The organism is Streptococcus sp. HN38 (assembly GCF_028335765.1).
Lineage (GTDB): Bacteria > Bacillota > Bacilli > Lactobacillales > Streptococcaceae > Streptococcus > Streptococcus suis_P.
Genome location: NZ_CP116604.1, coordinates 1226819 through 1240218, shown reverse-complemented (window position 1 = coordinate 1240218; position 13400 = coordinate 1226819). Strand labels below are relative to the sequence as shown.

Here is a 13400-nt window from a genome sequence, read left to right as displayed (position 1 = left end):
GAGATATGGATTATCGCTTTATCAAAGGGACAAGTCCCCGTCTTTTGGTCTTTTTCCACGGCACAGGTGGCAACAAGGAATCCATGCTCTTTCTCCGCCAACAGCTGGATTTAAAAGCTTCTGTCCTTTCCTTGGATGGAAGTTGGGGTCAAGGCAGGGAAAGGCGGTTCTTTGCACCTCTCATTGACGGTCAGCTGGATCTTGTCGATTTTGAAAGGCGCTTGTCGGCTTTTCTGAATTTTTGGCAGGACTTGGACATCCGAGATTATCGTCAGATTACTTTCGTAGGTTTTTCAAACGGTGCTAACTTTATCATGGGCTTGTTGACCAAACAGTCAAATCTGGCGGACAATTATATCTTGCTCCACCCTTCAGCCTTAGATTATGCTTTTCCTATGGAAAATAGCAGAGCAGAGATATTGTTTACACTGGGGCAGAATGACCAACTCGTCGACCAAGTCGCTCTTGAAAATCTTGTAGAAGACTGGCGAGTGTCAGCCTTTCCCAGAGCCAACCTAGTTCGTTTTGACAAGGGACATTTTTTAAGTCAGGATGAATTGACCTATATCAAAAATTGGTATCAAGAAAGAATAGACAAAAAGACCTGAACAAATAATGTTCAAGTCTTTTATTTGTCTTAGATAAGTGTTTCCAATTTATCAACCAAGGAACCGACATAGGCGATGGTTTCTTTGAGTGGCTGGTCAGTCGAAACATCAACACCTGCGTGCTTAGCAAGGTCTTGGGCAGAAAGACTTGCACCGAGTGACAAGGTTTCCAACCATTTTTCAACAACTTCTTCAGGCTTTTCTTCCAATTGTTTCGCCATAGCCGTACCGATGGTCAAACCAGCTGAGTAGGTATATGGATACAAACCAATGTAGTAGTGTGGTTGACGCATCCAGATAAGACCTGCATCGTCACCGATTTCAAAGTCTTCACCCCAGAATTCCTTGATGATATCCAACTTGATTTGGCAGAGAATATCACCGTTGAGGTATTCTTCATTGTCCAAACGAGTGTAGACTTCACGTTGGAAGGCTGCTTCAAGCAAGTGAGTGACCATGTTGTGGAAGTAAGTACGGCTAATCAACTCGCTAATCAAGTAAGCCTGGAAGCCAGGATCTTGGTTGTTTTTCAAAAGGGTGTTACATGTTAAGACTTCGTTAGCAGTAGAAGGCGCCTCGATGAAGTAGAGGGATGGATCGTAGCTGAGAACGCTTTGTTTCTTAGCCAATTGGAAATGACCAGCATGTCCCAATTCGTGAGCCAATACCAAGACCTCGTTCATCAAGCCTGTCCATGAAAGTAAGATGTAAGATGGTCCATCATAAAGAGTAGCACAGAAGCCACCAGTAGCCTTACCTTCGTTTTGAGCAAAGTCAATCCAACGCTCATCAAATGATTGTTCAATCATTTTCACATAATCTTCACCAAGAATGCCCAAGCAGTCAATCAAGAATTGCTTAGATTCTTCAGGAGTGATGCGTTGGTTGTATTCCGATGGTAGACTGATTTTCAAGTCAGCATGTGTGATCTTGTCCAATCCATGAGCCTTAGCAACCAATTTCACATAGCGACGCATGTGAGGAGCCAATTCTTTCATGATGACATCAATCTGACGGTCGAAGAGATCACGAGAGACATTTTGACTATGCAAGAGGAAGTCAATTGTGCTGTCAAAACCACGCAAGCGAGCTTCAATTTGCTCATTCTTGATATGAGATAAATATGTCGCTGCGGTTGTATTCTTGTATTTTTTCAAGGTTGAATAGAAACCAGTAGCTGAATTACGACGGATTTCGGTATCATGGCTGAGTTCATAATCATTTTCAAAGAGCACATAGCTATTACCAAGTGTTTCACCATTTGCCTCGAAGTTGTCAAAGGTCATATCTTCAAACTTGGTCACACCGTAGTTGTTATAGGGCTGACCAAATGTTGGTGCAAAATTTGATAAAAGTTCTTCTTGAAGTGGGTGCAGTTGATGCGGCTTGTCACGGAGAATAGCATCAAAGAAAGCAGACCATTGAGGGTGTTCCTCTTTCAATTCAAGAAGAAAGGCTTCATCTAATTGCCCAAGTTCTGAATAGAGGAAATCTCGTTGAGGACGTGCCTTGGCAGAAACGAGGTCGTATTCGTTGGCCAGGCTCGCCAATTCAGTATTCATCTTATCGACTTCCAAAGGAAGGAAGGCATAGTGGGAAAGTCTGCTATCAAGAATAACGATTTTTTCGTATTCTGTTAAGGCGGAAACGATGGTATCCTTATCAGTTAGCTTTCCTTTGTAATTCGATTCGAAAGCTGTCACTTGCTTAGCGTAGGCTGCTAAATTTTCTTTGTAGTTGTCAGGGGTCGGAAATAAAATGTCCGTATCCCAGGTTAATTGCACATCAATTTCTTGACGTTTAGGCATTGCGTTTGTCATGATTTTCTCCTTATTTCATTTTAATAGGTCCATTATATCATACTAAAGGGCTTTCAGCGAAAATAAGCCAAGGCAAAATTTATGAAAAAGAATACTTGACAAAATACACAAAAACCTAGATAATGTAAGTATGAAAGGGTTTACTGAAAACCAGAAAGGAGCTTTTATGCAAGTCATTAAACGTAGTGGAGAGATAGTTGAATTTGACCCAGATAAAATCTACCAAGCCATCATTAAAGCTGCACAGACAGTCTATGTCATTGATGAAACTTGGCGGAAAAATCTTGCTCAGGTCACAAAGAAAGTAGTGCTTGACTTGGAAGAAGCTCATACAGAGCGACCAACGATTAGCATGGTTCAGTCGCAAGTTGAACACCGTCTTTTAGATGCAGGGTATATTTCTATTGCTGAGCATTACATTTCCTATCGCTTGCAACGTGATTTGGAACGTAACGGCTATGGCGATAAGATTATTGTACATCTTCGTTTTGAACAAGTACGTTAAGAGAAGAGGCTGGGCAAAAAGCCCAGGACCACTGCTCAGAGTTCGTGTCAACATCTCAGCGCAGTGGTTGATTGGGTTTAACAGTCCAGTGGACTGTTAAAGGTTGGAGATAGTATTTGCGAAGCAAATCTCAGCAATTCGTGTTTTGCACTCCAAATCTGATCATTACGACTGTTGCGAACAAAGTTCGCTTCATCTCCAACCTCAAACTGTCTCCCAGACAGTTTTGTAGCGAACTTTGTTCGCTCTATTTCCAACTTCCAACTGTCCCCCAGACAGTTGGAACTATGCGGGGGTGGGAGTGAAACAGTCTGGGGATAGACTGTTTCAGCTCAACAACTTAAAACGAAAAATTGTTGACGAACTCTTTTTATCTTGGTCGAGTTCTTTCCCACTCCCTTTTTGCTTTTATATATCTTTACATTGTTTAAAGAAAATAGCATTTCAAAAACTTTTTGAAAAAAATGTGATATTCTGAGCAAAAATTTTGTAATCGGTATCATTTTTAGTGTATAATAGACTTTGTAAAAAAATATATTTTCGAAAGTGAGATTTCACATTATGGCTAAAATCGTTGTTGTCGGTGCTAACCATGCTGGTACGGCCGCAATCAAAACTATGTTGACAAATTACGGTCAAGAAAACGAAATCGTTGTATTTGACCAAAACTCAAATATTTCATTCTTGGGTTGTGGTATGGCTTTGTGGATTGGTGAGCAAATTGGCGGTCCTGAAGGACTTTTCTACTCAAACAAAGAAGAGTTGGAGAGCTTGGGCGCGACAGTATACATGGAGTCACCTGTTACAAATATTGACTACGATGCAAAAACAGTTACTGCACTTGTAAATGGTCAAGAACATGTTGAATCATTTGAAAAACTTCTTTTCGCAACTGGTTCACAACCTATCTTGCCACCAATCAAAGGAGCTGAAATCAAAGAAGGTTCTCTTGAATTTGAAGCAACTCTTGAAAACTTGCAATTCGTAAAATTGTACCAAAACTCAGCTGATGTTATTGAAAAATTGAAAAACAAAGACATCAACCGCGTCGCAGTTGTTGGTGCTGGTTATATCGGTGTTGAGCTTGCAGAAGCATTCCAACGTAAAGGTAAAGAAGTTATCCTTATCGACGTTGTAGATACATGTTTGGCTGGTTATTATGACCGTGATTTGTCAGATCTTATGGCTAAAAACCTGGAAGAGCATGGTATTCAACTTGCCTTTGGCGAAACTGTTAAAGAAGTTGCTGGTGATGGCAAAGTTGAGAAAATCATCACTGACAAGAACGAATACGATGTTGACATGGTTATCTTGGCTGTTGGTTTCCGTCCAAACACTGCATTTGCAGGTGAAGGAATCGAGCGTTTCCGTAACGGTGCCTTCCTTGTAAACAAACGTCAAGAAACTTCAATCCCAGGTGTTTACGCTATCGGTGACTGTGCAACAATCTACGACAACGCTACTGGCGACACAAGCTACATCGCTTTGGCTTCAAACGCTGTACGTACTGGTATCGTAGCAGCTCACAACATCTGTGGTACTGACCTTGAAGGTATCGGTGTACAAGGTTCTAACGGTATCTCTATCTATGGTCTTAACCTCGTATCAACAGGTTTGACACTTGAAAAAGCTACTCGTCTTGGTTTGAACGCTGCGGTTACTGAAGTAACTGACAACCAAAAACCAGAATTCATGGAGCATGGTAACTTCCCAGTTACAATCAAGATTGTTTACGATAAAGATTCACGTCGTATTCTTGGTGCGCAAATGGCTGCTCGTGAAGACATCTCATTGGGTATCCACCTCTTCTCATTGGCAATCCAAGAAGGCGTAACAATCGAAAAATTGGCATTGACAGACTTGTTCTTCTTGCCACACTTCAACAAACCTTACAACTACATCACAGTAGCTGCCTTGGGTGCTGAATAATTAATTGAATACAAAAGCTCAGAGATGACTCTGGGCTTTTTTAGTAAAAATTGAAATTATATTTAAAAATATCAAAAAAACTTGAATTTAATTTTTAAAAATGGTAAAATTTTAGAAATTCAAAAACAAAAGAGGTGTTTTTATGTACAAAAGACTAGAAATTGTGAGTTATTCTGATTTTGATAATTATGAAGCGGAATATCAAAAACGCTTTGATAGTCTAGCTACCATAAAAACAGGATTGACAATCAATCCTTTTTCAAAGAGGGAACAAAGAAGGTTGGCAGATAAACACCAATTGTTCTATGTATTGCTTCCGAACCATGTCATGGATATTGAAAAGATTTATAAAAATAGCCAACTTCTTTCTAATTTTGATTTATCAAGCGTTCAGATGCAAAAGCTATTCTATTTGCAAATCATTGATGAAATCCAAAGTACCAATGATATGGAAGGAGTCAAATCTACTCGTAAAGAAATAAAGGAGGCATACAACTCTCTAGATAAAAATAAAAGGTTTTCTGGAATCGTTTCGATGTACCATTCTATTTTGAAAAATGAATTTGAGAAAATAGATTCTTTGTCTAAATTTAGGAATATTTATGATCAATTATTTTTAGATGAGATGTCAGAAGATGAAAAGCCTGATGGAGAGCTTTTTAGAAAAAAAGTGATTTATGTCGGAGATGGAAATTCCTATGTTCACCAAGGAAATTCCTCGGAGTTTTCGATTAATGAAGATTTAACGAAGTTAATCATTTTTATGAACAATCCGGAGATTCCTCTTATTATCAAATCAATTATTACGCACTATTTTTTTGAGTATGTACATCCCTTCTATGATGGAAATGGTAGAATGGGGCGTTTCCTAATGTCATCCTATCTGTCTAGAAAATTAGATTTTTTAACAGGGTTGTCTCTGTCGGAGTCTGTTTTGCAAAATAAGAGTAAGTATGAGGAGGGTTTCTCAATTACTTCTCACCCTAAAAATAGAGGTGATTTGACCCCGTTTGTAGGGACCATGCTAGAAATCATTTTAAATGCACAAGAGAACATGAAGACTAAGTTGGGCAAGTTGAAGTCACAATTAGATAGAGTGTGGATCTTGATAGATGGTCTAGACCTGACGGGACCTCAAAAAGAATTGTTGTTTATACTTTCCCAAGATAAGCTTTTTGATGTTTTGCATACTGGCGTCAGCAACAAGGAATTAACGGAAGCATTCGGCGGAAAATACAAAAGGACGAGAATTGATTCTACTCTGAAAACACTGGAAGGAATGGGCTTAGTGACAAAAGTGAAATCATCCCCAGTCATTTATGAAGTTAGTTCTAATTTGATAAAAGATATTTAATAGCACCGGCCTCGGCTGGGCTTTTTTACTTGCCATCTATCACATTGCAACTGCTTATCGAGTGATTTTTTGGTATAATGGAGAGAATGATTATAACGAACCTGTATTCACAGTGTAGTACTTCCATCTAAGCCTAGTTTTTCAGCTACTCATCGTTAGTTTTTTCAAAATATAGTCTTTTAGTTTACTTTTAGTACTCGCTCCAACTATCTGGTAGATAGTTGGAGGTTGGAAATAAAGCGAACAAAGTTCGCATCAAAGCCGCAGGCATAACTCAATGCTTTCTTGTTTCTAGGTGACCAGCTGATGTACTTCGCTTTTTTGTTTTCAGGCTCAGGTACGAATAGTCCACCGGACTATTCGTATCCCCCAGACTGTTTCAATCAGGCAAGGCGAGTTCAAACACTCCAGTGGAGTGTTTGAAGTTGGAAATAGGGAAACGAAGTTTTCTCGTACGTCGAAGTAATAAAAGAAAAACTAAATGACGATACAGTTGGTATTCCTTCAAAAAACTGCCTTGATTAGCGAAAAACTATCTCTTATTTAAAAGCACTCCACTTGTAATACATGTTCTAAGAAAGTATGAGAAAATGAACCCATTATTAAACGGAATGAATGACAGACAGGCAGAAGCGGTGCAGACGACGGAAGGTCCGCTATTGATTATGGCAGGGGCTGGTTCGGGTAAGACGCGAGTTCTGACTCACCGTATCGCTTATTTGATTGATGAAAAAATGGTCAATCCTTGGAATATCTTAGCCATTACCTTTACCAATAAAGCGGCGCGTGAGATGAAGGAGCGGGCCTACGCCCTCAATCCTGCCACTCAAGATTGTTTGATAGCTACCTTCCACTCCATGTGTGTGCGGATTTTGCGTCGGGATGCTGACCATATTGGTTATAATCGCAATTTTACCATCGTAGACCCTGGTGAGCAGCGTACACTCATGAAACGGATTTTGAAAAATCTTAATTTAGATCCGAAAAAGTGGAGTGAACGTTCCATCCTTGGAACCATTTCTAATGCCAAAAACGACTTGATTGATGACAAGGCATTTGAAGCACAGGCAGGCGACCTATACACGCAGATTGTTGCTAAATGCTACACGGCTTACCAAAAGGAACTAAGACAGTCAGAGGCCGTTGACTTTGATGATTTGATCATGTTGACGCTCCGCCTTTTTGATCAAAATCCAGAGGTCTTGACCTATTACCAGCAGAAATTCCAGTATATCCATGTCGATGAGTATCAGGATACCAACCATGCCCAGTACCAATTGGTCAAGCTCCTGGCATCACGTTTCAAGAATATCTGTGTGGTCGGAGATGCGGACCAGTCTATCTATGGTTGGCGTGGTGCGGATATGCAGAATATCCTGGACTTTGAAAAGGACTATCCAGAGAGCAAGGTCGTGCTTTTGGAGGAAAACTATCGTTCGACCAAGAACGTCTTGCAGGCTGCCAATGAGGTCATCGAAAACAACCGCAATCGTCGTCCTAAGAAACTCTGGACACAGAATGCCCAAGGGGATTTGATTACCTACTATCGTGCCAGAGATGAGAATGACGAGGCGATTTTTGTCGCAGGGCAGATTGACCAGCTACACCGAGAAGGCAAGGCTTATAAGGATTTTGCAGTTCTCTACCGTACCAATGCCCAATCCCGTACCATTGAAGAAGCCCTACTCAAGTCCAACATTCCTTACACCATGGTTGGAGGCACCAAGTTCTACAGCCGTAAGGAGATCCGGGATGTGATATCTTATTTGAATATCATTGCTAACCCATCGGATAATATTTCCTACGAACGTATTGTCAATGAGCCAAAACGTGGCGTTGGACCTGGTACGGTTGACAAACTCCGTGATTTTGCGACCAGCCACAGCATGTCCTTGCTAGAAGCTTCTCAGGATATTATGTTGTCACCAGTCAAAGGCAAGGCGGCGCAGGCAGTATTCGACCTAGCCAACCTTCTCTATAAGCTACGCAATCAACTGGATAATTTGACAGTGACAGAGGTGGTTGAGGCTGTCTTAAAAGAAACAGGCTACATCGATGCCCTTGCAGCTCAAAACACGCTGGAAGCCAATGCCCGTATTGAAAACATTCAGGAATTCCTATCTGTTACCAAAAACTTTGACGAAAAGGATACTGAGGAAGAGGAGACTGGTCTAGATAAATTAACGCGATTCCTCCTTGATTTGGCTCTCATTGCAGATACAGATGATGGTAATACTGAGTCATCAGAAGTGACCCTCATGACTCTCCATGCAGCCAAAGGTCTGGAATTTCCAGTTGTCTTCCTGATTGGTATGGAGGAAAATGTCTTCCCACTCAGTCGCGCAGCAGAAGAAGAGGACGAATTGGAAGAAGAGCGTCGACTTGCCTATGTGGGTATCACCCGTGCAGAGCAGACCCTTTACCTAACCAATGCCAATTCTCGCCTGCTCTTTGGTCGCAGCAATTACAATCAGCCAAGCCGCTTTATCCGAGAAATTTCCAGTGACTTATTGGACTATCAAGGTCTTGCTCGTCCAGCTAATACCAGCTTTAAGGCCTCTTATGTTAATGGCAGAGCGACACAGTTTGGACAAGGTATGAGCTTACAACAAGCCTTGCAAAGCCGAAAAGCCACCGTACAGCCATCGGCCAAGCTCGGAGGCAGCATGCCTTTCGCATCAAGTAACAAATCGTCTGGCTCAGGCACCAACTGGTCAGTTGGTGACATCGCAGTCCACAAGAAATGGGGACGCGGGACAGTCCTTGAAGTATCAGGTTCAGGCAGCAACCAAGAACTCAAAATCAATTTCCCAGAAATGGGACTCAAAAAAGTCTTGGCAAGCTTAGCACCGATAAGTAAGGAAGAGTAGGGATGAATCTTCAGGTACAATTTTTTCAAAATGATGTTATAAAAGCCATCAAGGGAGGGGTATACCAAATTTCACTTCAGAAAGTTGATGATGAACGGTGTGTCTTGTATATCGGTGAATCATTTTCTATGCTGATAAGATGTGCACAACATTTATATCAGTTGAGAAAATACCCAGAGTATTTAGGGATGACCACTGAAACCCTTCGTGATCAAAACCTTATCTTAATGTTTGAAATTCTAGAGCTTGAAGAAGCGATGGGAATCAGAAGAAAAAAAGAAAAGGAGTACATTAAGAAGTATAGGCCCTTGTTACAGAGTGGACTTAGTGATCGTATGTTACCCATTTCTAGAAAAAAAGAAGCGGTGGCTAATTTTCTGGAAATATAGATAGTGATTAAAATACAATGCATTAAATGTGTTGTATTTTTTTTATTCATACTCTTCGAAAATCAAAAGTAGCCTAGGAAACGAAGCCGATGACCGAACTCTGTTGATTTCTTATTTCAAGGCAACAGGCTAAAAAGCTTCACAGGAGCTTTTCACTCATCTAGGCAAGTTGACAACGTTTTAAAGAGTATGAAATCTGAAAAACAGTATAATAGAGTCTAGGACACGGAGCTATTTTTTTAGAAACTGTGGTATACTTTAGACATACTGCCTGACATCGTTTCAGTAGTTTCTGCTTAGAAAGGGCCTATCATCTTGCAATACAAACACTTACTCTTTGATCTTGACCATACTCTTCTTGATTTTAGCCGTGGAGAAGAAGTAGCCTTAACCCAGTTTTTGACAGCTATGGAGGTTGAAGATATTCAAGCTTTTAAAGATGTCTATCGCCCTCTAAATCAAGGTATGTGGAAGGATTTGGAAAAAGGGAACATTACAAAGAAAGAGCTAATAAACACCCGCTTTTCACGGACCTTTGCCCACTTTGGTCGGCAAGTTGATGGAAGGGAGATGGCCTTGCGCTACCAAGAATTTATTGGGCGGCAGGGACAAATTTTTACAGGTGCAGATAAGCTTTTGCAGGAATTGACACACCGAGGCTACCAGATTTATGCAGCGACCAACGGCGTGACCTATATACAGGAAAATCGCTTGCTTCACTCACCGATTCAATCGTATTTTAAAGAAGTATTTATTTCTGAGCAGATGGGGACGCAAAAGCCTGCGGTTGATTTTTATGAAAAAATAGCAGAGCAGATTGCAGGTTTTCAGTTTGACCAAGCCTTAATGATTGGAGACAGTTTGACAGCAGATATTCAAGGCGGAAATAATGCGGGCATGGATACTGTTTGGTACAATCCGACTCATATGATAAATAATAGTAAGGCAGTTCCAACCTATACAATTAGTAGCTATCAAGAATTATTAGATTTGTTATAAGATATTTTAAGAAACTTATAAGGATTTTAGTATATAATTATACAGAAAGAATATGTACAAAAATATAAGGAGGAAAAAGTGAAAAGCTTACTGAGACGCATTCGTCCAACAAAGCCCCTAAAAGAACTCACTTGGATAGATTTGATTATTATCACAACGATTTTATGTGGTAATGCTATTTATACCTCAACTATGCAATGGATAGCATTATTTTCCGCAACAGAAACCGTTGAAACAGGAGTTCTGTCGTTTAGTCCAGCCGATAATTGGTGGGCTCTAGCTAATCAAGGAAAATTATTCCTGTTTGCCCTGGTGTATTTATTGATTCGGAATTATGATTTCAAGCAGCTAAAAGTAAAATTAGAGTGGAGAGTTTTGCTCTGGGGACCACTGATTTTCATCGGTGCTGGTCTGATTAGCGATTTGGCATTTACAGCTTTTTCTTATATTCCTGGTCTATCTGGTGGATATAATTACCTTGGATACTTGCCTTATTATGACTGGAATATCATGACAGTGCTCAACCGTTTTCTAGCCGTTGACTACAGCACAGTTATCTATTCCTTGTTTAACGGCTTCTATGAAGAGTTCTTTTTCTTAGGCTTATTGTTGAGTACAGATAAGAAAAAGCGTTCGCTGGTCTTACTCTTTTCAACAATTGTCCGTATATCTTTCCATACCTATCAAGGAATGGTATCTGCTCTTGTTATTGGTGTAGCCTTCGGCCTTTTCTATTACTACATGTACACAAGGAAAAATGATAATTTATTGCCATATTTCTTAGGACATGCTCTTGCGGATATGGTTGGTACAAGTTTCTTCTCATTGTTTATTGCAGGGTAAACAATGAGAAGAACGGACATCAAGCTAATCGGATAACATTTCTTTCTTCCTACAGCTGACAAACGGATGATGATATGTAGTTTCTATCAACTCGGTATCATCACCCGTTTTATTGTGCTGATATATTTAATCTGTTCAGTCAAATTTCGATTGCTTTATCATAAAACCAAATCGAGCAGACGATTTGTATCATCCTTAGTATTCTTGTATTTTTAGGAGTGCTAAATAATAAAACGGATGTGAAGGTAGAAGACATCGTAAAAAACGGTATGTCATCTAAAAATCAACAATAATGTTTGTTTAGAAACTACTGATGAGGTATCTAGTTGTACTTACAGTTCAGTATCTCTAGCTAAGACGGATTTTTCAAAATGCAGTCAGTATTTCCTAAAAAACTATTTTGTATGTAAATCACTTTACTTGTGAATACGATTATTTAACATCATATATGTCTGAGGCTGGGCAAAAAGCCCAGGACCGCTACTCAGAGTTCGTGTCAACATCTCAGCGCAGTGGTTGATTGGCAGATTTGTTCGTGTTTTGCACTCCAAATCTGGCCTAATCAACTGTGCGGGGGTGGGAAGACGAACTCTTTTTGACTTAGTCGAGTTCTTTCCCGCTCCCGTTTCTATTTATGGCATGTATGTTATCGTGAATACCACTACTTGAAGGAAAAGAATCGAGAGAAATTCAATGAACACTAAAAATATCGATAGTAGTTAAAATCATAAGCCGTCATTAGACGGAGTTTTATGATTGTGCTACAATAGACATAATTATAAGAGAACGGGGTGATGATAATGAAACGTACTATTCTGTTATGCTTGCCGACAATACTGTTACTAGCAGCATGTCATCAAAAGCCGGATCAGGCCAATACTACAAAAAATTCGTCAACAGTTGTTTCGACTACTTCAAGTCAGTCTGCTTCAACAACTTCGGAGCAGTCAACAAGCAGCTCTACATCGGCGGAAACGAATCAAGAAGTAACAAGTACAGAGACTCAGGTAAATTTTAACGGTTACTATTATAGTGTACAAGGAAAATATGGCGAAGTGATTATCGCAAATAAAAAGCATCCGCTTGCAGCTGATTATGCACCGGGCGAAAATCCTGAAGCCTTAGCAGCTTTTCAACGATTAATAGCAGATATGCAGGCGCTAGGATTTGGTATCTCCAATAACTATAGTGGATTTCGTTCCTATGAAACTCAGGCAAGTCTCTACCAGTCTTATGTAAATCAGGAAGGACAAGCAGCGGCAGATAGGTATTCTGCAAGAGCTGGATATAGTGAACATCAGACAGGATTAGCCTTTGATTTATTGGATACAAGTGGTAATTTATTAGAAGAGCCTAATGCTTCTCAGTGGTTGGCTACGAATGCACATCTATATGGCTTTATTGTCCGCTATCTTCCAGGAAAAGAGTCTAGCACAGGCTATATGGCAGAATCCTGGCATGTGCGATATATTGGTCAAGAAGCGACAGATATTTACAATTCAGGCTTGACCTTGGAAGAATATTTTGGTGTACCAGGTGGAGACTACTAATTTTACATTTAGTCAGAAATAAGTCGAAAAATTTGTCCGTATAACTAACTCGTGATATAATAAACCATCATAATTTTGGAGGTCCATCATGCTTAAAGCAATGGAAGTATACTTGGTTACTAATGGTAATGGTTTGGAAGCCATCGAGTTTTATAAAAATGCTCTTGGGGCAACAGTTGAGCAAGTAAATCTATTTAAAGATTTCTTACCAGACTGTCCTGCTGAACTAGAAAATTACGTGATGAATGCACAGTTTCGTTTGAATGGTCAACGTTTTATGTTGTCAGACAACAACCCAGAAATGCCTTATACAGTAGGTGACAATATTACAGTTGCGCTTATCACAGACGATGCTGAGACAGCGCAGGAACTATACAGCAAGTTATCCGTAGATGCAACGGCTATCAATATGGAACTTCAAGCAGTTCCTTGGTCTCCTGCCTATGGTAATGTAACAGACAAGTTTGGTATCTCTTGGCAAATCAATGCTGAAGTAGAAGGCTACGGTCAGGAATATTACGCAGAAAACTAAA

General features: G+C 40.1%; 11 protein-coding genes. 10 read left to right on the top strand and 1 reads right to left on the bottom strand.

From position 1 onward, the window contains the following. Nucleotides 1–5 precede the first annotated feature (5 nt). Nucleotides 6–608, top strand: coding sequence for an alpha/beta hydrolase (locus PHA78_RS06015; protein ID WP_029185357.1), 603 nt, complete (start codon nt 6–8; stop codon nt 606–608). Nucleotides 609–637: 29 nt separating this feature from the next. Here the strand turns inward: PHA78_RS06015 and pepF are convergent, their stop codons facing one another. Next, nucleotides 638–2428, bottom strand: a complete 1791-nt coding sequence (pepF, locus tag PHA78_RS06010) for an oligoendopeptidase F (RefSeq protein ID WP_099780023.1) — start codon at nt 2426–2428, stop codon at nt 638–640. Nucleotides 2429–2594: 166 nt separating this feature from the next. Here pepF and PHA78_RS06005 point away from each other — a divergent pair, with 166 nt between their 5' ends. The 9 genes from PHA78_RS06005 (at nt 2595) to PHA78_RS05965 (ending at nt 13399) form a co-directional block, all read left to right on the top strand. Then, complete coding sequence (locus PHA78_RS06005) at nt 2595–2933, top strand: ATP cone domain-containing protein (RefSeq protein ID WP_002935455.1); 339 nt, start codon at nt 2595–2597, stop codon at nt 2931–2933. 561 nt (nt 2934–3494) lie between these two features. Continuing rightward, complete coding sequence (gene nox, locus PHA78_RS06000; protein ID WP_024376516.1) at nt 3495–4862, top strand: H2O-forming NADH oxidase; 1368 nt, start codon at nt 3495–3497, stop codon at nt 4860–4862. Nucleotides 4863–5004: 142 nt separating this feature from the next. Then, entirely contained in the window at nt 5005–6216 is a 1212-nt protein-coding gene (locus PHA78_RS05995; protein WP_002943644.1) for a Fic family protein, read from the top strand. A 590-nt stretch (nt 6217–6806) separates the two neighbouring features. Next, a complete protein-coding gene (gene pcrA / locus PHA78_RS05990; RefSeq protein WP_024415896.1) occupies nt 6807–9086 on the top strand; it encodes a DNA helicase PcrA in 2280 nt (759 codons plus the stop codon). Nucleotides 9087–9088: 2 nt separating this feature from the next. Then, nucleotides 9089–9475, top strand: a complete 387-nt coding sequence (locus tag PHA78_RS05985; protein WP_024376513.1) for a hypothetical protein — start codon at nt 9089–9091, stop codon at nt 9473–9475. Between the two features lie 315 nt (nt 9476–9790). After that, complete coding sequence (locus PHA78_RS05980) at nt 9791–10474, top strand: YjjG family noncanonical pyrimidine nucleotidase (RefSeq protein WP_171943703.1); 684 nt, start codon at nt 9791–9793, stop codon at nt 10472–10474. Between the two features lie 78 nt (nt 10475–10552). After that, entirely contained in the window at nt 10553–11317 is a 765-nt protein-coding gene (locus PHA78_RS05975) for a CPBP family intramembrane glutamic endopeptidase (RefSeq protein ID WP_029185362.1), read from the top strand. Between the two features lie 794 nt (nt 11318–12111). Continuing rightward, on the top strand, nt 12112–12867 hold the full coding sequence (gene ldcB, locus PHA78_RS05970; protein ID WP_024380753.1) for an LD-carboxypeptidase LdcB/DacB: 756 nt from the start codon (nt 12112–12114) through the stop codon (nt 12865–12867). A gap of 88 nt (nt 12868–12955) precedes the next feature. Beyond that, on the top strand, nt 12956–13399 hold the full coding sequence (locus PHA78_RS05965) for a VOC family protein (RefSeq protein ID WP_002935466.1): 444 nt from the start codon (nt 12956–12958) through the stop codon (nt 13397–13399). Nucleotide 13400 lies beyond the last annotated feature (1 nt).